General features: G+C 32.7%; 22 protein-coding genes. 18 read left to right on the forward strand and 4 right to left on the reverse strand.

The annotated features are described in order from the left end of the window. Positions 1 to 11 precede the first annotated feature (11 nt). The 11 genes from rfbA to JQC67_RS03805 all read left to right on the forward strand — a co-directional run bounded on the left by rfbA (position 12) and on the right by JQC67_RS03805 (position 11,826). Positions 12 to 881 carry a glucose-1-phosphate thymidylyltransferase RfbA gene (gene rfbA, locus JQC67_RS03755; protein ID WP_203251527.1) on the forward strand — a complete coding sequence of 290 codons (870 nt, stop codon included), beginning with the start codon at positions 12 to 14 and terminating at the stop codon, positions 879 to 881. After that, positions 878 to 1,423, forward strand: a complete 546-nt coding sequence (gene rfbC, locus JQC67_RS03760) for a dTDP-4-dehydrorhamnose 3,5-epimerase (RefSeq protein WP_203251528.1) — start codon at positions 878 to 880, stop codon at positions 1,421 to 1,423. The genes rfbA and rfbC overlap by 4 nt, the downstream gene beginning before the upstream one ends. Then, complete coding sequence (gene rfbD / locus JQC67_RS03765) at positions 1,420 to 2,283, forward strand: dTDP-4-dehydrorhamnose reductase (protein WP_203251529.1); 864 nt, start codon at positions 1,420 to 1,422, stop codon at positions 2,281 to 2,283. Before rfbC ends, rfbD begins: the two co-directional genes overlap by 4 nt. A 5-nt stretch (positions 2,284 to 2,288) precedes the next feature. Further along, positions 2,289 to 4,106, forward strand: coding sequence for an asparagine synthase (glutamine-hydrolyzing) (asnB, locus tag JQC67_RS03770; protein ID WP_203251530.1), 1,818 nt, complete (start codon positions 2,289 to 2,291; stop codon positions 4,104 to 4,106). A 15-nt stretch (positions 4,107 to 4,121) separates the two neighbouring features. Continuing rightward, entirely contained in the window at positions 4,122 to 4,559 is a 438-nt protein-coding gene (locus tag JQC67_RS03775) for an adenylyltransferase/cytidyltransferase family protein (RefSeq protein WP_203251531.1), read from the forward strand. A 19-nt stretch (positions 4,560 to 4,578) separates the two neighbouring features. Next, a complete protein-coding gene (gene wecB / locus JQC67_RS03780; RefSeq protein ID WP_203251532.1) occupies positions 4,579 to 5,709 on the forward strand; it encodes a non-hydrolyzing UDP-N-acetylglucosamine 2-epimerase in 1,131 nt (376 codons plus the stop codon). Positions 5,710 to 5,725: 16 nt separating this feature from the next. Further along, the gene (locus JQC67_RS03785) at positions 5,726 to 6,997 is read left to right on the forward strand and encodes a flippase (RefSeq protein ID WP_262896945.1); all 1,272 of its coding nucleotides are present in this window, start codon (positions 5,726 to 5,728) and stop codon (positions 6,995 to 6,997) included. 35 nt (positions 6,998 to 7,032) lie between these two features. Beyond that, the gene (locus JQC67_RS03790) at positions 7,033 to 8,181 is read left to right on the forward strand and encodes a CDP-glycerol glycerophosphotransferase family protein (protein WP_203251534.1); all 1,149 of its coding nucleotides are present in this window, start codon (positions 7,033 to 7,035) and stop codon (positions 8,179 to 8,181) included. A gap of 158 nt (positions 8,182 to 8,339) precedes the next feature. After that, complete coding sequence (locus tag JQC67_RS03795) at positions 8,340 to 9,512, forward strand: hypothetical protein (RefSeq protein WP_203251535.1); 1,173 nt, start codon at positions 8,340 to 8,342, stop codon at positions 9,510 to 9,512. 20 nt (positions 9,513 to 9,532) lie between these two features. Next, complete coding sequence (locus tag JQC67_RS03800; RefSeq protein ID WP_203251536.1) at positions 9,533 to 10,720, forward strand: O-antigen polymerase; 1,188 nt, start codon at positions 9,533 to 9,535, stop codon at positions 10,718 to 10,720. A 2-nt stretch (positions 10,721 to 10,722) separates the two neighbouring features. Further along, positions 10,723 to 11,826, forward strand: a complete 1,104-nt coding sequence (locus tag JQC67_RS03805; protein ID WP_203251537.1) for a glycosyltransferase family 4 protein — start codon at positions 10,723 to 10,725, stop codon at positions 11,824 to 11,826. Between the two features lie 8 nt (positions 11,827 to 11,834). Here JQC67_RS03805 and JQC67_RS03810 read toward each other — a convergent pair whose 3' ends face one another. The 3 genes from JQC67_RS03810 to JQC67_RS19000 all read right to left on the reverse strand — a co-directional run bounded on the left by JQC67_RS03810 (position 11,835) and on the right by JQC67_RS19000 (position 16,206). Continuing rightward, positions 11,835 to 13,526: an alginate O-acetyltransferase AlgX-related protein gene (locus JQC67_RS03810; protein ID WP_203251538.1), complete on the reverse strand. Its 1,692-nt coding sequence runs from the start codon at positions 13,524 to 13,526 to the stop codon at positions 11,835 to 11,837. A gap of 19 nt (positions 13,527 to 13,545) precedes the next feature. Continuing rightward, positions 13,546 to 14,868 carry an MBOAT family O-acyltransferase gene (locus JQC67_RS03815; protein WP_238934458.1) on the reverse strand — a complete coding sequence of 441 codons (1,323 nt, stop codon included), beginning with the start codon at positions 14,866 to 14,868 and terminating at the stop codon, positions 13,546 to 13,548. Positions 14,869 to 15,009: 141 nt separating this feature from the next. Continuing rightward, a complete protein-coding gene (locus JQC67_RS19000; protein WP_238934459.1) occupies positions 15,010 to 16,206 on the reverse strand; it encodes an O-antigen ligase family protein in 1,197 nt (398 codons plus the stop codon). Positions 16,207 to 16,370: 164 nt separating this feature from the next. Here JQC67_RS19000 and JQC67_RS03825 point away from each other — a divergent pair, with 164 nt between their 5' ends. From JQC67_RS03825 to purD, 4 genes are all read left to right on the forward strand, one after another. Beyond that, positions 16,371 to 17,450, forward strand: coding sequence for a DUF1972 domain-containing protein (locus tag JQC67_RS03825; RefSeq protein ID WP_238934460.1), 1,080 nt, complete (start codon positions 16,371 to 16,373; stop codon positions 17,448 to 17,450). A gap of 161 nt (positions 17,451 to 17,611) precedes the next feature. Further along, the gene (locus JQC67_RS03830; protein WP_203251541.1) at positions 17,612 to 18,832 is read left to right on the forward strand and encodes a glycosyltransferase family 4 protein; all 1,221 of its coding nucleotides are present in this window, start codon (positions 17,612 to 17,614) and stop codon (positions 18,830 to 18,832) included. 128 nt (positions 18,833 to 18,960) lie between these two features. Further along, on the forward strand, positions 18,961 to 19,947 hold the full coding sequence (locus JQC67_RS03835) for a UDP-glucuronic acid decarboxylase family protein (RefSeq protein ID WP_203251542.1): 987 nt from the start codon (positions 18,961 to 18,963) through the stop codon (positions 19,945 to 19,947). A gap of 359 nt (positions 19,948 to 20,306) precedes the next feature. After that, positions 20,307 to 21,578, forward strand: a complete 1,272-nt coding sequence (purD, locus tag JQC67_RS03840) for a phosphoribosylamine--glycine ligase (protein ID WP_203251543.1) — start codon at positions 20,307 to 20,309, stop codon at positions 21,576 to 21,578. On the opposite strand, the gene JQC67_RS03845 is transcribed toward purD, so the two are convergent. Further along, on the reverse strand, positions 21,573 to 21,797 hold the full coding sequence (locus JQC67_RS03845) for a DUF6341 family protein (RefSeq protein WP_203251544.1): 225 nt from the start codon (positions 21,795 to 21,797) through the stop codon (positions 21,573 to 21,575). The genes purD and JQC67_RS03845 overlap by 6 nt on opposite strands. 80 nt (positions 21,798 to 21,877) lie before the next feature. On the opposite strand from JQC67_RS03845, the gene JQC67_RS03850 reads away from it, so the two are divergent. From JQC67_RS03850 to JQC67_RS03860, 3 genes are read left to right on the forward strand one after another with little or no spacing between them, the layout of a single operon-like run. After that, a complete protein-coding gene (locus JQC67_RS03850) occupies positions 21,878 to 22,819 on the forward strand; it encodes a DUF6427 family protein (RefSeq protein WP_203251545.1) in 942 nt (313 codons plus the stop codon). 27 nt (positions 22,820 to 22,846) lie between these two features. After that, complete coding sequence (locus JQC67_RS03855) at positions 22,847 to 23,449, forward strand: DUF4254 domain-containing protein (RefSeq protein ID WP_203251546.1); 603 nt, start codon at positions 22,847 to 22,849, stop codon at positions 23,447 to 23,449. Then, positions 23,446 to 24,489, forward strand: coding sequence for a glycosyltransferase family 9 protein (locus JQC67_RS03860; RefSeq protein WP_317198351.1), 1,044 nt, complete (start codon positions 23,446 to 23,448; stop codon positions 24,487 to 24,489). The genes JQC67_RS03855 and JQC67_RS03860 overlap by 4 nt, the downstream gene beginning before the upstream one ends. Positions 24,490 to 24,491: the final 2 nt, after the last annotated feature.

Here is a 24,491-nt window from a genome sequence, read left to right on the forward strand (position 1 = left end):
ATAGAGACAGAATGAAGGGAATTATTCTAGCAGGAGGTTCAGGTACTCGTTTGCACCCACTGACTTTATCGGTTAGTAAGCAATTGATGCCCATTTATGACAAACCGATGATATACTATCCGTTGTCAACTTTAATGTATGCCGGAATTCGTGAGATTTTAATTATCTCAACACCCAAAGATTTACCCTTATTTCGTGATTTATTAGGAGATGGTAAAAAGTATGGCTGTGACTTTTCTTATGCGGTGCAAGAAGCTCCAAACGGGTTAGCAGAAGCTTTTATTATTGGTGATGATTTTATTGGTAAAGACAAAGTTGCATTGGTGTTAGGCGACAATATTTTTTACGGATCCGGCCTTGCAAAATTGTTGCAATCTAATAATGATCCAGAAGGTGGTATTATATATGCCTATCGTGTACATGACCCTGAGCGTTATGGCGTTGTTGAATTTGACAGAGAAGGAAAAGCAATAAGTATCGAGGAAAAGCCAATTGAACCAAAATCAAATTATGCAGTTCCAGGTATTTATTTTTATGATAATGACGTTGTAGAAATTGCCAAGAACATTCCACCAAGCCCGCGGGGTGAGTTAGAAATTACTGACATTAATAAGGTTTATTTAGAAAGAGGAAAGTTAAGCGTTAGTATTTTAGATAGAGGAACTGCATGGTTAGATACAGGTACGTTTCAATCTTTAATGCAAGCTTCCCAATTTGTTGAGGTTATTGAAGAAAGACAAGGCCTTAAAATAGGTGCAATAGAAGCAGCTGCTTATGAAATGGGTTTTATTGATAAAGCGCAATTTATAGCCTTGGCAGAACCTCTTATGAAAAGCGGTTATGGAAAGAATTTATTGGGCATATTAAGTAAGCATCAATGATAGTTAAAGAAACAAAACTAAAGGGCTGTTTTGTGATTGAACCGGCGATTTTTGAAGACGAAAGAGGCTATTTTATGGAATCTTTTAATGCTTTGAGATTTAATTCTGCAATTGGTTCTGAAATTAATTTTGTTCAAGACAATCAATCTTATTCTGTAAAAGGGGTTATAAGAGCAATACATTATCAGATAGGAGAATATGCGCAGTCTAAATTAGTACGAGTACTTAGTGGTACGGTGCTTGATGTTGCAGTAGATTTAAGAAAAGACTCACCAACCTATAAAGAATACGTAGCTGTTGAATTAAGTTCTGAGAACAAAAAACAATTTTTTATACCGAAAGGTTTTGGGCATGGGTTTGTAGTTTTGAGTGAATCGGCAGAGTTTTTTTACAAATGTGATAATTATTATAATAAGGAATCTGAAGGAGGAATTATATTTAGCGATCCTACATTAAATATTGATTGGAAATTACCGCACGAGCAACTTATTGTATCTGAAAAGGATCAAGTATTGCCAACTTTAGAGAATGCTAGGTTATGAAAAATGTAATAATCACTGGTGGCAATGGGCAATTAGCCAGCTGCATAAAAGATGCCGTTCAAGATCTTCATGATTATAATTTCAATTTTATTGATATAGAAGATTTAGACATTACAGATGAAAATGCAGTCAATAGTTTTTTCCAACTAAACAAACCTGATTGGTGCATTAATTGTGCTGCATATACAGCGGTAGATAAGGCAGAGACAGAAATTGAAATTGCTAGAGCAGTAAATGTAATTGGAGCAAAATTTTTAGCACGCGCATCTAAGAGAAACAAGACAAAGTTTATTCAAGTGTCAACAGATTTTGTTTTTGAAGGCTTAAAAGGAACAATTTGTACTGAAGAAGATGAGACCAACCCTGTAAGCGTTTATGGTGTAACAAAATTAGAGGGCGAGCAAGAAACTATCAATGAAGTTGAAGAGTGTTTAATCATAAGAACTTCATGGTTATATTCTGAATATGGAAATAATTTTTTGAAAACAATGCTTAGATTAGGGTCAGAACGAGATAATCTTAATGTAGTATGTGATCAAATAGGCACACCAACTTATGCTGGTGATTTGGCTCAATTAATTGTAAAATTTATTCGTGAAGATAGTTTAGCATATGGTCTGTATCATTACAGTAATGAAGGTGTCGCTAGCTGGTATGATTTTGCATTGGCAATAATGAAAGAAGGTGATTTGATTTGCAAGATACTTCCAATAAAAACAGAGGAATATCCGACGCCTGCAAAAAGACCCGCATATAGCGTGATGGATAAATCCAAAATAAAAAAGACACTATCGATTGAAATTCCGCATTGGCATGACAGTTTAAAGAAATGTATGAATATTATAAAAAATAATAAGTAGAATAAATGTGTGGAATAACTGGCATTTATAGTAAAGACGCTGTTGATAGGCTTGAAAAACGTATTGACATAATGAATGAATCTATAGCACACAGAGGTCCAGATTCTGGGGCATTCTATACGTTTGAGCAAAAACTAGCTTTAGGTCATAGGCGTTTAAGTATTATAGATTTACGTGAAATTGCGAACCAGCCTATGCATTCTTCAAGTGGTGTTTGGCATATTGTTTTCAATGGAGAAATCTATAATTTTCAAGAAATAGCAAATGAACTAAATTATACATTTACTTCTGATTCAGATACTGAGGTAATTCTTGCTGCGGTGCAAGAAAAAAGTTTGAATTGGTTCTTAGAAATTGCGAATGGAATGTTTTCTATTGCACTTTTTAATTCTGAAACCAAAGAGCTTTTTCTGGTAAGAGATAGGTTAGGAATAAAGCCATTATACTATTATAAAGACAATCAGAACCTTGTGTTTTCATCTGAGATAAAAGGTATTCTTTCTAGTGGTTTAGTTGAAGCTAAATTCAATGAATTAGCTGTAGACGAGTATTTGGCGAATAGATATATTAGATCACCATATACATTCTTTGAAAATATTTATCAGATTCAACCAGGTACCTATTTAACAGTTAAAGGTGATTTGTCGGTTACTGAAACCATATACTGGAACCTTCCAACAGCTTTTAATACAGCTACCGAATTTAATGAAGATAGCATTGCTGAAAAATTTGAAGAAGAGTTGGTAAAAGCAATTAAATATAGACTCATTGCTGACGTTCCATTAGGCACCTATTTGAGCGGCGGTGTTGACTCAAGCTTAATTACAGCTATAACAGCACTCGAAAAAGTAGATGCTGTAAACACTTACACAATTGGTTTTGAAGAGCTCAATGAATTCTCTTACGCACAACAAATTGCTGATAAATACCATACAGTACATCACGAATTGTTGATGCAGAAATCAGATTACATGAACCAATGGGAACGTCTCATAGGTTTCAAGGATGCGCCGCTAGGTGTGCCAAATGAAATCCCCTTAGCAGTAATGTCTTCTAAATTAAAAGAGAAAATAACAGTTGTATTATCAGGTGAAGGGGCAGATGAATTAATGGGTGGTTATGGACGAATTTTTAGAGCTCCTTTTGATTATGAAAATGAAGAGATTGATCAGTCTTTTTATTCTTATTTGATGAATAAATATGAATATGTTCCTCGAGAAATGCGAGATCAACTAATTACGACTCCAACAAAATATCGAGAAGAATTTGATAAACAAATACAATTAGAATTTGAGAATACTGCAAATGAAGAAAATGTATTTCGTTTTTTTCATAATTACCATGTAAAAGGCTTATTACAGCGAGTTGATATGACAACAATGCAAACTTCTGTTGAGGCAAGAGTACCTTTTTTAGATCATAAACTCATTGAATATGCTTATAATGAAATACCTTATGTACTCAAATTAAAGTGGATTAATGAAGAGTCAAAAGCCGCTGCTAAGCAACAATGCGCAGATGAATATAGTGAAGAGCTAGACACTCCTAAGTATTTGCTTAGAAAAATAGCGTATAAATATCTACCCGATGAAACCATAACCCGGAAAAAAGTAGGTTTTCCAGTACCATTAACGCAATGGTTTGAGAACTTAGAGGAAATGGCTCGGAAGTTATTAACGAAAAGTTCTTGGTTGAAACCCGGAGTAATTGAAGAATTGATATCAAAAAGTAAAACAGAAACTAGGGCAGGACAAATATTATGGATGTTTCTTAATATTGAACTATTTAAAAGACAGTATTTTTCAAAAGAATGGAGATGGTAATAAAAAGTAATCAAAATGTATAAAAGAGGAGATGAAAAAATTGTAATTGGATACACTTCAGGTGTATACGACTTGTTTCATATCGGACACTTAAATTTGATTAAAAACGCAAAAGGACTTTGCGACAAATTAATTGTAGGGGTTACAAGCGATGAATTAGTGGCCTATAAAAACAAAAAATCAGTTATTCCACATTTAGAGCGTATGGAGATTGTACGAAATATTCGTCAAGTTGATTCGGTTGTGCCGCAAAATGACATGGATAAATTTAAAATGTGGCAACGTTTAAAATTTGATATTATGTTCGTTGGTGATGATTGGTTTGAAACTGAAAAATGGCAAGAGTTAGATGATAAGTTTAAAGAAGTAGGAGTTAAGATTGTTTATTTTCCATATACCAAAGGAACCTCTTCTACATTGATTAATCAGGCCTTAAAAGATTTAAGAGGCTAAGCGTTAATATCTACAATACATGAAAGTAAAAAATCTTATTGTTTTTGGCACAAGACCTGAAGCCATTAAAATGGCTCCTTTAGTTAAGGAATTTGAAAAGCATTCATCAGTTTTTGAAACTAAGGTGTGTATTACAGCGCAACATCGTGAAATGCTTGATCAAGTAGTTGATTTTTTTGATATTACGCCTGACTACGATATGAATCTTATGAAGCCGAATCAAAATCTTTTTACTTTAACGGCTGACATTATAACAGGCCTTAAAAGTGTTCTTGACGATTTTAAACCCAATTATGTTTATGTACACGGTGATACAACAACCACTATGGCTTCAAGTATTGCTGCATTTTATTCTGGTGCGCAGGTATGTCATATTGAAGCAGGCCTGAGAACATTTAACAAAAAATCTCCTTTCCCAGAAGAAATGAATCGGTCAATAACTGGTCGTGTGGCAGATTTCCATTTTGCTCCAACCATTACAGCGCGTCAAAATCTTCTTAAAGAGAACATCGCAGAATCAGATATTATTATAACCGGAAATACAGTAATAGATGCCTTACAACTTAGTGTTGAGAGGGTAATGCATGCTGATTATGTAAATCCAGAAATAGAAAAATTAAAGAGTATTTTAAACCCTGGGAAACGGTTAATTCTTGTAACGGGGCATAGACGTGAGAATCATGGTCAGGGTTTTATTGACATTTGCAATGCCTTAAGTGAAATAGCTCAGAAACATGATGATGTTCAGATAATTTATCCGGTACATTTGAACCCTAACGTCCAAAAACCGGTTTATCGAATTTTGGAGAATGTTGATAATATTAAGTTAATCGCACCACTCTCGTATCCTGGTTTCGTTTGGTTAATGCATCGTAGTTTTCTAATTATTACAGATAGTGGTGGTGTACAAGAAGAGGCGCCAAGTCTCGGTAAACCAGTTTTGGTGATGCGTGATACAACAGAACGACCAGAGGCTGTTGAAGCAGGCACTGTAATTTTAACAGGAACTGACACAAAAAAGATAGTAAAGGAAGCAGAAGAACTATTAAATAGTAAAACAAAATACAATGAAATGAGTTTGCGACATAACCCATACGGGGATGGCAAAGCTTGTGAAAGCATTGTAAATTTTATTCAAAACCAACTATAAATCTTGAATTTCTATATTGTTCCATATAAAAAACATATACCAAAGGTTTAGTAAGAACCAGCTGTTCAAGAATTTTGTTTCTTTATTTTCATTGCAGGGTATTAATTTGGTATTACCTTTTTTAACGCTACCTTATTTGGGTAGGGTGTTAGGAGCAGAGAAGTATGGTGTTGTTTTAATGGTATATGCAGTAATGCAATATTTGTTCGTGCTTTGTGATTATGGCTTCAATCTTTCTGCCACTAAAGATGTTTCTATTTATAGAGAGGATAAACAAAAAATCGATTCAATTTTTAGTAATATCTATTACATTAAATTGGTCTTGGTGCTTATAGCATTTTTGCTTTTAGTTATTTGTGTGTTTTCAGTCGAAGCATTGTCTGATCATAAATTGGCATATCTTTTTGGTTTTGGAATTGTTATTGGCCAAGTCTTAAATCCAATTTGGTTTTTTCAAGGAATGGAGAACATGAAGTATATGACACGGGTAAATGTTGTTGCTAAAGGATTGTTTACAGCTTTGATATTTTTGATAATAAAGACAGAAGAAGATTATTTTAAGGTGCCTTTGTTATATTCTATTGGTTTTGTTATTGGCGGCTTGTTTTCAATCTACTTGGCATTTCATTATTTTGATGTAAAATTTAGAAAACCAGATAAAGTAGAAATAAAAAGACTACTTGGTAATAGTACACAGTATTTTTTCTCTCGATCAGCTGCCGCATTGTATACTTCGAGTAATACTTTTATTGCGGGTCTTGCACTAGGCAATTATTTTGCAGGAATTTTTGGTGCTGCTGAGAAAATTTTCATGGCTATGACAGTAGTTTATGCACCCTTAGGAGATTCTTTATATCCATACATGGCAAAAAATAGAGATCTAAAATTATTTAAAAAGATTTTTATAGCGGTACTATTGATAAACACTTTAGTTGCAACTGGCGTTTACTTTTTTAGTGAGAACATAGTAGTATTAATTTTTGGGTCTGATTTTGTTGAAAGTGCAAGTTTATTAAGGTTGCTATGTGTGCTTACTGTAATTTACGTACCCGCTGTAATGATTGGGTACCCTCTACTTGGAGCTTTAGGTAAAGAAAAGTATGCAAATTATAGTGTAGTGTTTGCTTCTTTGTTTCATGTTACTTTATTAATAGTCTTGTATAATTATTTGACTGTTCATCGAATAGTATATTTATTATTATTTACGCAATTAATAGTGCTTACCATTCGGTTGATAGGGGTTAAAAAATTAAAAAAAGAACTAAAACAAAACATAAAAATTAACTGAATCAAATAGACTTTAATATAGTATCAAAAACTGAAATGAAACGATTTGCCTTATTTTTATTTGAGAAGATAGTTTTTGGTTTTCTCTGCGCTTTTATTCCGAAGAATAAACATATGGTGCTTTTTGGTACAGGTTTTCATAGTTTTTCAGATAATCCAAAATTCTTATTTATACATTTTCAAAACCATCAGTTTTATCGACCAATATGGATTTCTTCAAACCGTGATGAGGTGAAGATTTTAAGAAAACAAGGTTATAGTTGTAAATATAGATGGAGTTTAGGTGCATTTTGGTCTATTGTTCGGGCTCCTTTATTCTTTATATCTCATAACATCAAAGATATTTATCCTGTTGTGCCTAAAAGGGCTGTTGTAATCAATCTGTGGCATGGCACCCCCATAAAAAAAATTGGTTTTGATTCTTTGAAAGAGCAAGAATGGATAAAGAGGTTACAAAATTCAGGGCGAAAATTGCCTTATGATAGATGGGATTATTTTATTTCAGCTTCGCCTAATACTAGCTTTATTTTTGAAAAAGCCATGGGGTTACATAAAGCTAAGATAAAATCTCTAGGACAGCCAAGAACAGATCTAATCTATCAAGCTTCAAATAACAATAAAGTAAAAACAACAATAGAGGTTAATCTTAACTTTCAAGAAATTAGCGATAAATACAAAATATTATACACGCCTACTTTTAGAAATAATGATCGGTCAACCGATAAAATAAAACAGTCATTAATTGAAATTAATAATAAGCTCAACAAAGATCAGGGACAAGTAATATTGTTTAAGCCTCATCCGCTAGATAGCAGTATTTTTGATGATCATTTTTTCAAATCGCTTGATAATGTAATTAACGTTTCTAAGCAAGATACACAGAACCTTTTATGTGTAGCAGATGTACTCATCACTGATTATTCTTCAATCATGTTTGATTTTATGTTAACTGGGAAACCAATAATATCTTACATCTTTGATTTAGATGAATATGTTGCAGAAAATGGTGGATTTTATTTTTCTTTTGAAGAAATAGGAACAACAATAGCCACCAATTCTTCTGAATTAGTAACATTATTTCACGACCAACAATTAGTGGCTGGTACATATGATAAGTTTAAATTCAATACAATCGATAGTTCAATTGAGATAGAAAGGTTTATAAATACGCTACGTAAAGATTAAGAAAAACGCTTTTAGAAAATGATAAACCAAGAACAAAACATAACAATATTACCAATACTAAGGTGTTATATAAGATAACAGTAGCTAAATAAGTAACTTTGTCATTTTTAGATGGCAGATTAAGAATCTTAGTTTTAAGATTGTAAATCAATATTAAAATGACACCAAATCCTTTTATTTTCGGAAAACACTTCTTTGTTTGGGCGGCATGCTTTGTTCTATTAAGTTGCAGTTTGGATGAGGAATATGATGATTTGACCGAAGGTCTAACTGAGTTGGAAGCAGGCGAACTTATTTATTATTCGATTTCAAAGTTTGATGAAAATACAAATAGTTATACCGATACTTTTAAAAGTACTAGAATAATTCCCGAACGAAGTGCTTTGGTTCTTATAGATGTTTGGAAAAATGAATTTTTAGACACATTGACCATAAATAACATTAATCCCTTAATTGAAGAGTTTAATGCTATGGGTTCTAAAGTTATATATGCTCCTTCTCAAGAGCCTCAAAATGAAAATTTGTTGATTATTGAAGAAGGTGTCCATTTCTATGATCTTGATGTAATGGATGGTTATCTTAACGAGCATGAAATTGAAAACCTATTTTACGTTGGCTTTGATACTTTTCACTGTGTTCTTGACAAACCAAATGGTATTTTTAACATAAAAAAGCGCAAATCAAATCTCAAGATTTTTGTGCTAGAAGAGGGTGTTTTATCCTTTACCAAAGAAATGAAGGAATCATCTTTAGCCTTGCTCAAGAAAAATAATGTTGGTATAGTTGAAAACGACGCAAATGACCTTGAATTTCCCCAGCAAACAATTGTTGACATTTATGCCAAGACTAAAGAAGAAGCTAGAGCAGGCAACAATTTTGTGATTTTATTTGAAAATAGTGAATACAATGTAGATATAGAAAATTTGAAGAATGAGCTTTTACGACTTAAAGTTAATTATGGTACAGTAAAAAAAGGTATCCTAGAGTTCAACGGTCGTGAAATAACACCTCCAGATTTTATTAAACTTCTTCGAGATCAAGAAGTTAGAAATTTATATTATGCTGGGTCATATTTGAATAATGAATTATTATGGAGTGATTATGGTGTTCTGCAACTTTATGTTAAGATTAGATATCAAAACGTTCAAGGGCTTCCATGGCCTTATATAATTAATGATATGGCACTCATGGCACCAACCCATTCACTTGACGTTAATCTTGAAAAAGCAACCATTTTAAATCATTATAGAATGATACATAATATTACTAGTACAACTCTATTGAATGATTTGGAATTAATGTATAATGAAGCTAACTTGGCCGAAAATTAAGAATATAAGAATATCGGTACGTGAGAAAAATTAGACTTTTTAATGTACTGCATCCGGCGATTTTCTTCTTGGTTGCCTTTGTGTTCTTTTTAATGCTTTATCCTTTTTTTTTAGAAAATTATTTTCCTTTTTTTGAAACCACACTTAAGACCAATGCGCTACTTTTTGTTTATTTGGCGACGTTTCTTATAGCGGCACATTTTGCACCAAACTTTCTGTTGGTTAAAACCTTTCCTAAATTAAAAGATGTTATACCCAATGTAAGAATGGACATAAAACATTGGAAACGTGCATTTTATTTGTTCTTTCTGGCTGGTGTTGCTCTCTATCTATTCATTTATTTAATCAAAATGAAAACCATTCCTATTTTTTTGGATAATTTAGAAAGCGCTAGAGTGGGGGCAAAAGCGGGATTGGGTAAGTATATACTAATTGGTAACGCCTTGATTAGTGTTAGTTTGGTCTATCGCTTTGCTATAGAAAAATTTGTTTTGAACAAAATAAAGCCAATTACCATTGTTTATCTTTTGATAGGCGTTTTTTTTGTAATGGGTATTGGGTTTAGAGGCCCGGCAGCGTATTTAGTTGTTAGTTGTTTTTTGGCTTACCTGATATTTACACAGAAATACCTTAATGAGCAAGGAGTGTCTTTTAAGTATATTGTAACTGGCATTCTGTTTATTATTTTCTTATCAATACTTGGGTATTATCGACATACTGGTGAGTTTTCATTTAGAGCTATAGGCTCAACAGCATGGACAACAGCGGTTAATGTTAGTAATTTAGAGGCTATTGTCTACAACACTGATGAAAATGATGGGTATTATTATGGCCAAACAGTGTTAAGTGATTTAGGAATGACAATAGGCCTTCATGAGAATGGATTCACCGGTGTGGTTTTAAAAGAAAGATATCAATTGGAATTTGAAGGAGAAGGAATGACTATTACTTCACCCGGAGAGGCTTATATGAACTTTGGATGGTTAGGAATTCTAATACACGCAATGTTTTTAGGAACTTTTGCTGGATTTATATATGAAATAGTTGTTCGAAGCGGTAAATTGAGCTGGTTTGTAATACTTGTGTTATTCAGTTTGAATTTTTCACGCCTTGCTGTTGGTGGTATTGTGGCTCCTGGTCTTTTCTTTCTAGTCCCGCAATTTATACTTTGTGTTGCTTTTATATTTATTGCAAAATTGAAAATTTAATTATGAAGGTTTTATTCCAATCAAGAAGTAATTTGTATTCTGCCCCTGGAGGTGATACTACGCAAATTGAAAAAACTAAAGAGTATCTTGAAAAATTGGGTGTTGAGGTGGATATAAGTATCGAATTAGAACCAGATTTAACGGGTTATGATATAGTTCATTTGTTTAACTTAATGGATCCACAAGAGCTTTATATGCAAATCAAGCACGCAAAAAAGCACAATAAGAAGGTAGCACTTTCTACAATTTATGGGCTTTATACTGAGTTTGAAAGAAAAGCTAGGGGTGGTTTTGCCCAAAAGGTTGCCAATGTACTATCACCTTATACTATTAATTATATAAAAACTTTTTTAAGACACTTAAAAGATGGTAGAATGAACAAGGGTGTATATTACATGCTTTTTCGTGGATACTATCGATTGGCAAAAAAAGTTACAGAAGAGGTTGATGTTTTCTTACCCAATTCTTTGTCAGAAATGAAAAGAGTAGCTGGTGAATATAAATTGGAAAATTATAATTTTGTGGTAGTTCCAAACGCTGTTGACACTAAACTTTTTAATCCTGCAACCGTTTCTGAAGATAGCATTGAAGAAGCTATGTTGAAGTATAAAGATTGTATTCTTTCAGTGGCTAGAATTGAAGGCAGAAAGTCTACACTAAATTTGATAAAAGCTGTAGGTAATCGATACCCATTGGTATTAATTGGTAACGAAACAAAAAATGATCCTGCATTTACCAATGCTGTTCACGAGACTGCAGGTGACAATGTTTATTTTACAGGACCAATACCGCACCACAAATTACCTATCTATTATAAATTGGCAAAAGTACATGCCCTAATAAGTTGGATGGAAACACCAGGGTTGTCTTCTCTAGAGGCGGCGGCTATGGAAACCAATATTGTAATCACAGAGAAAGGTGATACACGCGACTATTTTGAAGATTATGCCTATTACTGTGAACCTGATGATGTAGACTCTATTAGTAAGGCGATTGATACGGCGTATTCAAAGCCTTTTGATAATGGTTTAAAAGACAAAATTCTTAAAGAATATGTTTGGGAAGAAACTGCAAGAAAGACCTTAGAAGGGTATAATATGATATAATGTTGATGCTATTCTACCATATCTAAAATATAAGGTAAACGCCGTTCAACAACGCCTAATATAATTACATCTGGGTTGATTTTATTAACCCAATACATATCTACATTACTTTTTCCAATATATATGACTTTAGCATAATGGAGTGATAAAAATTGAATCATAGCAGCACCATATGAGTCTCTAAAAACTAATGCGGTTTTATTGTTTCCACAATTTTTGTTTTCAGTTATAAAGGCATTTTTATAGATACCTCCAGGATATATAAAATGATATCTTTTATCACTATTGGTTAACTTGTAAATAGGCTTTTCATCGTAGTAATTCGGTATACTATCAATTCCCATTAAATCAGTTAAATCCCCTTTTTTAACCTTAGAATAACTTATCTCAAAGTCTTCAATTGGAAAAGGTTTAAGCGCAAGTTGTTCAAAAGTTTGCTCGCAAAAAGCCAAATATGCCTCATAAGCACCATTTGCATTCCAATGAGAATCAAATTTATAATACAACTGCTTTTTATTTTTGTTTTTTAACAAATCTTGTCTAACGTCAAACATAGGCAGTTTAGCTTTTTCAAAGTAAGAAACTGTTTGGTCAGCAAGTGATGTTTCATTTGCTACCTGCAGTTTCATGGTGTACGGAAGCAAATCGTTATAAATGGAGTGCTTATTAGGCCAAAAACCAAAAACATATTCGATGCCCTTAGCAGCTAAATCATTTTTTAGCTTAGTATGCATGAGCAATGCTTTTTCAAGTTCTTTTTCAGATGCCAGGTTTGTGTTTGAATAACTAGAGTATATTCCACCACTTTTTTCCTCATATTCATTGAAGAAGATAAACCCATCATTGCCAAACTGTGCCAATTCGGGTTTTGGAGAATCTTTAAAAAATCTAATTTTTAATTTACTTGACCAATTAATTAGGAACGGTCGTAGTCCGAAATTATCGTTGTAATATGCCTCAAATGCTTTAGGATAACTTTCTTTAAAAGACCATTCTGGTTTTTCTGCTAACTTTCTTTTTTCGTTTCCGGTTTCTACTTCTGATTCGAATAATTTGGCTAATTGAGGTGTAACTATTATTAAAACGAAAAGTAGAATATAGGCGTTAGGCGTAAATCGATTTAAACTAAAATTATTTAAAGTTGCTGAGAGAAGAAATGACAAAGCAAAAACTAAAGAAATTAAGTATGTCACAATATTATTTACAAGAGCCTTTTCGCTAGTTAATGCCACTATAGTAGCGTTCACATTAAAATTTGATGTAAAGAATGGGTCGTAGCTATTAGAAACTATTTTAGTTGCAAATTTTCCATTATGTTCGATAATACAAAGGTTTTTATTAAATTTTTTTGAAATATCATAAGCAATAGAATCATACTCATTTGCTACTGTAAACGATGAGATTTGAATTGGTTTTTGTTTACGATTTATACCAATATCAAGTCTAAATTTATTAATAGTGTGGTCTTGTGGTAATTTAAAGCGTATGGTTTGAATAGAAGAATCACCTTTTACTTGACTGATTACGCTCTGTTTTTCGTTAAATACTTTGGCACTATTGTTAAGGTAAAAAAGTTGAAATGTGTCATCTGCCAAAACTATTGCATCCAGTTTTACCATTAATTCTTCGGGTTTTGAATTAAGTGAACCCAATAGAAACTTAACGGCAAAAAACACTAAGGTTGCTATAATAAAAGTCAAGCTATATTTTTTTATCATATCAGAATCTAAAGTAAATGAATGGATTATAAGTGGTTTGCGCTAGTTCCATAAGTGCGAATAGAAATAGCAAGAGATAAACACCTCTTTCTATAGCAACTGCCCATACTTTATTGGGCACTATAATTTTTATCTTTTCAACCAAAAATGTTCTTAATGGAGTCGCGAATAGAATTCCGAATGATAATAGTGTAAGAACATAAGTGTTTAAGAATAAATACGGATAGGTATAATTTCCATCAGTAAAAGCGAACATTCTAATTATGTATTCTACGGCGTATGACAGATTTTCAGCTCTAAATATGACCCAACCTACAATGACCACGAGTAATAAGTAAATTCTTTTAAGAACATTAAATTTTGAAGACAATTTAAATGGCTCAATTCTTTCAAGTATTAGAAAAAAACCATGAAACAATCCCCAAATAATAAAATTCCAACTAGCACCATGCCATAGTCCAGTCAATAAGAAAACTATAAACAGGTTTACGTATGTTCTATATTTTCCTTTTTTATTTCCCCCAAGTGGAATATAGAGGTAATCTCTAAACCAAGAAGAAAGGGAGATATGCCATCTGCGCCAAAACTCTTTTATTGATTTAGAAATGTATGGGTGTTCAAAGTTTTCTTTAAAGTTAAATCCGAACATTTTTCCTAAACCTATTGCCATGTCAGAGTATCCAGAGAAATCATAATAAATTTGTAAAGAATAACATACAGCTCCTATCCAAGTCAATGATGAAGATAAATCAGCAACAGGAACGTCAAATATTTTATCAGCAATAAATCCCATGTTATTGGCTATAATTACTTTTTTCGCAAAACCAATTAAAAATCGGCTGATACCTTCTTTGAATAATGGTGATGTTACTTTTCTGTTTTCTATTTCTTTAGAGATATCAATGTATCTTACGATAGGGCCGGCAATTAGTTGAGGAAAAAGCGCAATATACATTCCGAGGTTAATAATACTCCGTTGGCCTTCAACTGACCCTCTGTGTACATCAACCAAATATGAGATGCTCTGAAACGTAAAAAAAGATATACCTATAGGAAGTGTAACGCTAGTGGTGTCAAAACTTAATTTTATGTCTAAAAAAGCAAGATTTTCAAAGATGAAATGTATGTATTTATAATAAATTAGTACCAAAAGGTTTAGGGTGACACCAATAATTAAGAAGATATTAGATTTGTCTGTTTGTAATTTTTTATTGCTTATATCTATTAGCAGGCCAACAATATAATTTACTCCAATAGAACCCATCATTAGCAATACTAGCACACCTTCACCCCAGGCGTAAAAAAACAGACTAGCTATTAACAAGAAAAGGTTTCGAAGTTTTTTGTCTATTAAAAAATAGACGCCCAGTACAAAAGGTAGAAATAGAAAGATGAAAACTGTAGAGCTAAATACCATTGTTTAGTAATGGGTTATGTTTTTAATATTACAAATGTATAAGTGTAATCAGTTAATATCAGTTGAGGTTTCATTTGGTTTAATACCTCTAATCGATGCATGTTTTAAAAATAGAAATGGCGTAAAAAAAGCGAAAAAAACCAAACCCCATTGCCGTATCAAAAATGATTCTGTCATGCCAAATATTAGTAAGATTATAAAATAGAATATTAGTAATGAATCTTTATTTTTTATCCCCACATAAAGTAATCCTCCATAAATAGAAAGTAAAAGTAGTAATCCTAGAATGCCAAAATTCATGATAGTTTGTAGAAATTGATTGTGCGAATTATATTCATTAGTATATTGAATTGAATTGACACTTAATTTTGATTTATAACAATCGGTTAAAATCATTGTAGATTTATCTATGCCATATCCGAAAAAGCCTGCACCTTTAATGTTTTCTATACTACATTGCCATGAAAGCAGCCTACTGCTAATTCCGTTAGAATAGTCGGTTTCACCTACAAAATCTTGATTGATTATTTCACTAAATTTTTGTCTAACAATGGGTCTGGTAAAAATGTAGCTCATTATTAGGCAAAATAAAATAATAAACCCCATAATGAATTTTAAATTTCCTTGTTTCTTAAAATATAGTAAAACAAAGTAAGTTGTTACTAAAATGCTTGTTATAATACCGGTACGATTAAATAGAATGGCGAGGATAAAAAAGAAAAAAGGAACTAAAATGTAGTGCCTCAATTTGGCTATATTTGTTTTCAGAATTTGGTCATATAATACAGCTAAGGCAAAGCATATAAAAATGCTCAGATAGTTAATTTGAAGATCTATTATTTCTGTAGGGTTATGAAAATAAAAAATGTACCCTTTACTTTTTACGTAGGTATAAATAAGTGAAATAAGGCTCGCAAATGCAACGCTGTAAACAAAACCAGTAAGGGCTATTTTTTTATAATCAATAAAAAATATTACGACCGGTATTAAAAGTAGTGGAACATATTTAGAAATGTTTACTAGAGAATCAGCTTGATCTATAAATAAAACGCTAATGCAAATTAGTAGATAATAGGCAATTAATAGCCAAGAATGAGAAGGTTTAAAATTTTTCTTTTTGGCAGAAAGTAAAAAGGTAATTACAAAAAGAGCAATTGCGTAAGAATTAATATTATAAAGTCTGGCAAAGGGTATGGTGACAACTAGAAATAATAAGGAAACATTTTTTAGCCTTTCTAGCCACATAGCTGTGTAATTTGGGGGTGAAATTAAAGAATTATTATAAATACTGGTAGTCTACCAGTATGAATTGACTTAATATTATAGGTCTGCTAAGGTGTATTACAAGTTAAGTAGCTAACATTCATGTTTAAATATATTTTGAATAGTCATAATTTAAAAAGCATATATTGAAAATTGCAATAATAGGTACAGTAGGTATACCCGCTAAATATGGTGGTTTCGAGACTTTGGCCGAGTATTTAGTAAAAGAGCTCAATAAAAATTATGAATTTACAGTTTATTGCAGTGCTCCGCAATATGGTAAAGAAAGAAAGAAAACTCATCTAGGAGCAAGACTTAAATTTTTACCGTTAAGCGCTAATGGTAGTTCGAGTATAATTTATGATGTTTGGTCCATTTTTCATGCTTTTTTTTATGCAGATACTTTGCTTGTTTTAGGGGTTAGTGGTGCATTTATGATACCGTTTGTTCGATTGTTTTCTAGAAAAAAGATAATTACCAATATAGATGGTCTTGAATGGAAGCGTGATAAATGGAATGGTTTTGCAAAATGGTATTTAAAGTTACAGGAAAAAATTGCAGTACGTTCAAGTCATTTTACTGTTGTAGATAATCAAGGTATTGCAGAGCATGTCAAAAATTCATATGGTAAAAATTCAGTTTTAATTGCCTATGGAGCAGACCATGTCTCTCATGAGCCAGTTAATATTGCTTCTAGAAAAGCACTTAATATTCCTGATAAATATGCATTTAAAGTATGCCGAATAGAGCCAGAGAATAATATTCATATAATTTTAGAGGCTTTTAGTAAGACCTTACTGAATATTGTTATAGTAGGTAATTGGGAAAATAGTGACTATGGAAAAAACTTAAAGAAGAAATTTGGCGATTTTCAAAATATTTTTATAGTAAACCCAATTTATGACCAGCAAAAACTAAATGAATTAAGAAGTAATTGCCATTTATACATACATGGCCACAGTGCAGGAGGTACAAATCCTTCATTGGTAGAAGCGATGTATCTTGGGTTACCAATAATTGCTTTCGATGTTAATTATAATCGATTTACAACCGGCAATAAGGCAATTTATTTTAAAGATGCGCAAGAAATGGAAGTGTTGCTAAATAAAATAGAAAACGATGAAAGGCAACAAAAGCTGATTGCAGAATCGATGAAAGAATTAGCATATAAGCACTATACATGGAAAATAATAAGCCAGAAATATAGCGCCCTTTTTAGTGCTTAAATAATCTATTTTATGAGGTGTAATCAAAGTTTGAAATAATAGTGGTGTGGTTAAAAATGGATTTTCTATAAGTTTAAAAGATTGAAATTGAACCGCTTTTCCATAACTTTGACGTAACTTGAATTTTCTGTAAGAATAATCATAACAAATAGTCTTATCCTGTGTTTTTTCTAGAAACAGCCATATTACTTTCATTGGGCGCATTTATGCTGACTTACTTGACTATACCAAAGATTATTAACGTTGTTGAGTATAGGCGGCTTACAGATGATCCAAATGGGCGTAGTTCTCACGCCAAACGAACGCCAACTCTTGGTGGAGTATCCTTTTTTTATACGCTAATATTTGCACTTTTCTTTATTAGAGATCGAGATGTGTTTGATGAGGCTATATATATTATTCCTGGTTTAACAATTTTATTTATTGTTGGACTTAAAGATGACTTGGTTGTTATTTCTCCAGGCGCTAAGCTTATTGCGCAAGTATTCGCCGTTGCATTTATTTTGGTTAATCCAGGCTTTGTTATAGGTTCACTTAATGGTTTTTTAAATATTAATGAAATACCATATTATCTGTATCTCGTAATTGCTGGTTTTATGATGTTAACCATTATTAACTCATATAACCTTATTGATGGTATTGATGGTTTAGCCTCTGTGGTAGGTATGGTAATAATGGTAATTTACACCACTATATTTTATTTAAGTGAAGAATACTTTTTTGCTTTGTTGGCCATTACAATGAATGCAAGCCTAATGGCTTTTTTAGGTTTTAATCTATCTTCAGATAAGAAGATATTCATGGGTGATACAGGTTCATTAATGGTTGGGTTTGTAATAAGTATACTTACATTAAAATTCTTAGCACTCAAACCACAAGATTATACTGAAATACCTTTTTTGCTTGAAAATGCACCATTAATTGCTATAAGTATTCTTATCGTTCCTCTTTTTGATACAGCTAGGGTATTTGCCATTCGAATTGCTAATAAAAGAGCACCTTTTTCTCCGGATCGTAATCATACGCACCATGTATTGATAGATTATTGGGGCTTAAGTCATAAACAGGCTAGTTTCATTATTGGTTGTTTCAACCTAATGTTTGTGATGTTATTTATTGTTTTAGGAAGTACGGCAAAGAATTTTGGATTAGCTATAATGCTTGTTTCCGTAGTTATTTTATTGGGTTATATATTTTTTAAGTATAACTATAACTTCACAACAATGAAACAGAAAATATTGTTGAGAAGGCAGGTTGATAAAATTAAAAGTAAAACGAAAACTAACGAGGCTAAGAGTAATGGAAAACTCAAAGACAAAAATGATCATAAGCACAACGTTTATGAAGATGATGTTGAGTCTGAAAATGAAAGAACATATTAATTAGGTTGTTAATTGACACTTTGCCCAATATCTTTGTTTTTAAGCCATATTATTTTGTAGGATTTTATTTCGCGTTTACATTTACTTTCCTAATATAATAGAAGAACCCATTTTATCTTAATTACACCATGAAGAAAGTTTTAATTACTGGCGCAGCCGGATTTTTAGGGTCACATCTTTGCGACCGATTTATAAAGGAAGGTTTCCACGTCATTGCGATGGATAATTTAATAACAGGTGATTTAAAGAATATTGAACATTTGTTCAAACTTGAAAACTTCGAGTATTATCATCATGATGTAACAAAATTTGTTCACGTACCCGGTGATTTAGATTATATATTACATTTTGCATCTCCTGCAAGTCCTATAGATTATTTAAAAATACCTATTCAGACGTTGAAAGTAGGGGCTTTGGGTACACACAACCTTTTAGGTTTAGCCAAAGAAAAAAATGCAAGAATTCTTATAGCATCTACTTCAGAGATTTATGGAGACCCACTGGTACACCCACAAACAGAAGAGTATTATGGCAATGTAAATACAATCGGTCCACGAGGTGTCTATGATGAAGCGAAACGTTTTCAGGAGTCTATTACTATGGCCTATCATCGTTTTCACGGAGTAGAAACGCGTATCGTCCGTATTTTTAATACATATGGACCTAGAATGCGATTAAATGACGGTCGTGTAATTCCGGCATTCATGGGGCAAGCATTACGAGGTGAAGATTTAACCGTTTTTGGTGATGGTTCACAAACACGCTCATTTTGCTATGTTGATGATGAGGTGGAAGGTATCTATCGCTTATTGATGAGTGATTATAGTAACCCGGTTAATATTGGTAATCCGCATGAAATTACAATTAGTGATTTTGCAGAGGAAATTATTAAACTCACAGGTACAGATCAAAAAGTTATTTACAAAGATCTACCGCAAGATGACCCAATGCAACGTCAACCAGATATTTCTAAGGCTAAAAGTATTTTAGGTTGGGAACCAAAAGTTGGAAGAGAAGAAGGAATGAGGAAAACCTTTGAGTATTTTAAATCGTTGTCACAAGAAGATTTATTAAAGACAGAACATAGAGATTTCGCTGATAGAAACAAGAATTAGATAAGTATTTTAGAATTGTTTTAATGGGTTTTGGAATTTTAATTCCAAAACCCATTATTTTTTATGACCCCACCTAAAATTGGGTTCAGTTACCATAAAATATACGGCTATGTAATGTTATTAAAATCGTATACGATTTTTAAGAAGCCTAGTAAATTGTCGTGTTAACAGACTTTTATTACAAAATAAGGTGTTTTGAATTGAATCTATTATGGCGTATAATCTAAAAAGGTAAAACAGTCGATTTCTTACTTTTTTGCCACAAATAGTAGCTTAAATTTTAAAAGTTTTCAAAATAAAGTTGAGCCCAGTTCGCATTTATTCTGAATAGGATTATTTTTGCCTAAATTTTCTACAAAATGAATATTCTTATTCTTGGTTCAGGTGGTCGCGAACATGCAATAGCTTGGAAACTCAATCAAAGCTCAAAATGTAAAAACTTATTTGTTGCACCAGGTAACGCTGGTACCGCTTCAATTGCTCAAAATATTCCGATTGGTGTAAACGATTTCGAAAAAATTGAAGAAGTAGTTCTGAAAAATGCTATTGATTTGGTTGTTGTTGGCCCAGAAGACCCATTAGTAAATGGTGTTCATGATTATTTTTTAAATAACGATAAGTTGGTCAACATACCTGTAATCGGTCCGCAAAAAGCAGCTGCACAGCTTGAGGGCAGTAAAGAGTTTGCAAAAGAATTTATGGTAAGGCATAATATTCCAACCGCTGCTTATGAAAGTTTTACAGTAGATAATCTTGAAGATGGCTATTCTTTTTTGGAAAAGCTAAAAGCCCCATATGTTCTTAAAGCAGACGGTTTGGCCGCAGGTAAGGGTGTTTTAATATTGAATGATTTAGAAGAGGCCAAACAAGAATTACGAGCAATGCTTCAAGATGCAAAGTTTGGTAAGGCCAGTACTACAGTGGTAATTGAAGAGTTTTTATCTGGTATTGAGTTGAGTGTTTTTGTGTTAACAGATGGCGAAGGTTATAAGGTTTTACCAACGGCAAAAGATTACAAGCGAATTGGCGAAGGTGATACAGGCTTAAATACAGGAGGTATGGGAGCGATTTCTCCGGTTCCCTTCACTAATGCTGATTTTATGAATAAAATCCACGAGAGAGTCGTTAAACCGACTGTGGAAGGACTCAAGACTGACTCGCTCCCCTACAAAGGGTTTATTTTTATAGGATTAATCAAAGTTGGTGATGATCCGTTTGTAATTGAATATAACGTTCGTTTAGGTGATCCAGAAACCGAGGTAGTGATTCCACGTATTAAAAATGATTTAGTTGAAGTGTTTCAAGCCGTTGCTGAGCAAAAACTAGATTCCATTGATTTGCAGATTGATGAGCGCACAGCTACTACGGTTATGGCTGTTTCAGGTGGTTACCCTGGGGCGTATGAAAAAGGAAAAGAAATAACTGGCTTTGAAACAATTGAAGATTCAATAGTTTTTCATGCTGGCACCAAAATTGAAAATGATAAAGTAGTAACTAACGGTGGTAGGGTTTTAGCAGTGACATCCTACGGTAATGATTTTAAAGAAGCACTAAAAAAATCCTATGAAAATATAGAAAAACTACATTTTGATAGGATCAATTATCGTAAAGATATTGGGTTCGATTTATAAGTACGAGTGCGAACTAATGCTTTTGTCTTCTTCGTTATTATCGTCATATTGCTTTAACTGCAACATCCAGTAGACGAAAGCTACCATACCAATAATTGCAAGTATCCAGTTTACAGTATTTGCTGCCCACCAATTCTCCATAAAACGGAAAAAATCATAAGGCATAAACAGAACGTTTACAAATAAATCATTAATACCTTCGAAAAAAGAACGCCACATATTTTTTTATTTTGAATTAGAGCTCTTCAAGAAGCTCTGTGTATTGACTATATTTGAACACAAAAGTATAAAATCCTCAGATGATTCAAAGCATTTTTGGGAAAACTAAGCCAATAAATTTTATTATTGTTCTAACGTTTCTCTTCTTTTTTTATTGGTTGATACAGTTTTACATGTTTGAGAATGGCTTTAACATTGCTCAAACACTACTTCAGGTGGGTGTTTTAGGGGTGTTGATGGTTAGTTTTGTTTTGGTAAACTTTATAGTCAAAAGAAATAAGATGACTGGCTTAAATTCATTTGCAATATTATTTTATGTGCTTTTGATGGTCGTTTTTCCAGAATCATTGGCTGACAATTATGCAATAGGGGCCAGTTTTTGTATGCTTTTAGCATTGCGAAGGTTAATAAGTCTACGATCATTAAAAAATATTAAACTCAAGGTTTTTGATGCTACAATATGGGTTATGGTAGCAAGTTTATGTTATGATTGGGCCGTTTTGTATTTGGCTTTAGTGCTAATCGCTATATATATTTATGAGCCAAAAAATATTAGAAATTGGATGGTGCCTTTTGCGGGTGTCTTCACTTTTTTTATGATTGCCTACGCAATTACAATATTATCAGGCAATAAAGATTTGCTTTGGGAGCACTACAATTTTGAATTTGACTTTAAGTCGTCTCGTTTTATGGATATTGTTAAAAGTGCCAAACGAGTGATTTATATGATTTTAATATGTATTACCGGTTTAATGTCATTTTTTAAATTATCAAAAGTGGGGGTCGGAAAAATAGTAACGCTGCGTCTTGTAGCGCTTTCTTTCGTTATTGGACTCGTTCTTGAAATACTGCTTTCAGGTACTGAAAGTCACCCATTAATGCTTACTTTTTTTCCAGCGGTTGTTTTCTTGACCAACTATGTTGAATCAATTAACAAACCCAACATCAAAGAAATTGTATTAATGGTGTCAATTTTTGTCCCATTTTTGGTGTTTGCTGCGGATATAATACTTATCAAATAAAGCTATATTTGTCAAAAGAAGTCAATTATGTTTAGCGAACACGCATTTTCAATTTTTGAAGAAAGTATTGCCAAGTATCATATCATTGATGATGTGTATCAAGATTTTAGTAATCCGTATAATGTGGATGAAATCGATCATTTACTTTATCGAAAAAACTGGATAGATACCGTACAATGGCATTATGAAGATATTATTCGTGATCCAAATATTGATCCAGTTGCAGCCTTAGACTTAAAGCGTAAAATTGATGCAAGTAATCAAGATCGCACAGATTTAGTGGAGTATGTTGACGGTTATTTTCTTAAAAAATACCAATCGGTTGAAATAAAGGATACCGCAACTATAAATACGGAAAGCCCCGCCTGGGCCATTGATCGCCTTTCTATTTTGGCATTAAAAATTTATCATATGCGTGAAGAAGCAGAACGAAAAGATGCTGCTTTAGAGCATAAAGAGAAATGTGCGCAAAAATTAAATGTGCTTTTAGAGCAAAAGAAAGACCTTTCTACAGCTATAGATCAATTGATATCAGATATAGAATCAGGTAAAAAATACATGAAGGTCTATAAACAGATGAAAATGTATAATGATGAAGAATTAAACCCAGTTCTTCGTGGCACCAAGTGAAAAAAGACGTCTCGCATATTCTAGTAATCCGACTTTCTGCTATGGGCGATGTCGCAATGACAGTTCCTGTATTAACGGCGCTTACTAGAACATATCCCAATGTTAAAATTACTTTTTTAACACGAGCTTTTTTCGAACCTATTTTTGAGCAGATTCCTAATGTTAGTATGTATGCTGCAGACGTAAAAGGGAGGCATAAAGGCGTTTTTGGCTTGTGGCGCTTGTATAAAGAGCTTAGAAGTTTGAATATAGATGCTGTTGCCGATTTACATAATGTGCTTCGAAGTAATATTTTACGCCGATATTTTAGCTTTACAGATATTCCATTTGAGCAATTAGATAAAGGAAGAACTGAAAAAAAGGCGCTTACATCGTTAAAAAACAAAAAATTTCATGGGCCTTTAAAATCTACACATCAACGGTATGCAGATGTATTTGATGCGCTTGGTTTTTCTTTAGATTTGGCACAAGTAATGCCCATTCAAAGAATTTCACTTTCAGATTTTACTGATAATTTACTGAGTGAACCAGCTAAAATTAAAATAGGAATAGCCCCTTTTGCGGCTTTTCAAGGCAAAATGTATCCTATTGAATTAATGGAAGAGGTTATTGAAGAGCTCAATAAAAACAACGCTTACCAACTTTTATTCTTCGGAGGTGGTAAGGATGAAATAGAAAAGCTGAATGCTTTTGAGGCTAAATTTGAAAATGGAACAAATTGCGCCGGAAAATTATCTTTTAAGGAAGAACTTGCGTTAATCTCAAACTTAGATGTGATGCTTGCCATGGACAGCGGAAATGGTCATTTAGCTGCAATATATGGTATTCCTGTAGTTACACTATGGGGTGTTACCCACCCCTATGCAGGGTTTTATCCTTTTAATTATGGAAAAAATAAATCACTAATGGCTGATCGAGGAGCTTATCCACTAATACCAACTTCGGTTTACGGAAACAAAGTGCCTAAAGGATATGAACGCGTTATGGAAGCTATTAGTCCAACTGAAATTGTTCAGAGTATCAATGAACTACTTAGCTAATC

The organism is Aurantibacter crassamenti (genome assembly GCF_016811105.1).
Classification (GTDB): Bacteria; Bacteroidota; Bacteroidia; order Flavobacteriales; family Flavobacteriaceae; genus Aurantibacter_A; species Aurantibacter_A crassamenti.

What these genes read in the sequence shown, in the direction of transcription:
- rfbA (WP_203251527.1), top strand. Translation starts at nt 12, where the DNA reads ATGAAGGGAATTATTCTAGCAGGAGGTTCAGGTACTCGTTTGCACCCA.
- rfbC (WP_203251528.1), top strand. Translation starts at nt 878, where the DNA reads ATGATAGTTAAAGAAACAAAACTAAAGGGCTGTTTTGTGATTGAACCG.
- rfbD (WP_203251529.1), top strand. Translation starts at nt 1,420, where the DNA reads ATGAAAAATGTAATAATCACTGGTGGCAATGGGCAATTAGCCAGCTGC.
- asnB (WP_203251530.1), top strand. Translation starts at nt 2,289, where the DNA reads ATGTGTGGAATAACTGGCATTTATAGTAAAGACGCTGTTGATAGGCTT.
- JQC67_RS03775 (WP_203251531.1), top strand. Translation starts at nt 4,122, where the DNA reads ATGTATAAAAGAGGAGATGAAAAAATTGTAATTGGATACACTTCAGGT.
- wecB (WP_203251532.1), top strand. Translation starts at nt 4,579, where the DNA reads ATGAAAGTAAAAAATCTTATTGTTTTTGGCACAAGACCTGAAGCCATT.
- JQC67_RS03790 (WP_203251534.1), top strand. Translation starts at nt 7,033, where the DNA reads ATGAAACGATTTGCCTTATTTTTATTTGAGAAGATAGTTTTTGGTTTT.
- JQC67_RS03795 (WP_203251535.1), top strand. Translation starts at nt 8,340, where the DNA reads ATGACACCAAATCCTTTTATTTTCGGAAAACACTTCTTTGTTTGGGCG.
- JQC67_RS03805 (WP_203251537.1), top strand. Translation starts at nt 10,723, where the DNA reads ATGAAGGTTTTATTCCAATCAAGAAGTAATTTGTATTCTGCCCCTGGA.
- JQC67_RS19000 (WP_238934459.1), bottom strand. Translation starts at nt 16,206, where the DNA reads ATGTGGCTAGAAAGGCTAAAAAATGTTTCCTTATTATTTCTAGTTGTC.
- JQC67_RS03835 (WP_203251542.1), top strand. Translation starts at nt 18,961, where the DNA reads ATGAAGAAAGTTTTAATTACTGGCGCAGCCGGATTTTTAGGGTCACAT.
- purD (WP_203251543.1), top strand. Translation starts at nt 20,307, where the DNA reads ATGAATATTCTTATTCTTGGTTCAGGTGGTCGCGAACATGCAATAGCT.
- JQC67_RS03845 (WP_203251544.1), bottom strand. Translation starts at nt 21,797, where the DNA reads ATGTGGCGTTCTTTTTTCGAAGGTATTAATGATTTATTTGTAAACGTT.
- JQC67_RS03850 (WP_203251545.1), top strand. Translation starts at nt 21,878, where the DNA reads ATGATTCAAAGCATTTTTGGGAAAACTAAGCCAATAAATTTTATTATT.
- JQC67_RS03855 (WP_203251546.1), top strand. Translation starts at nt 22,847, where the DNA reads ATGTTTAGCGAACACGCATTTTCAATTTTTGAAGAAAGTATTGCCAAG.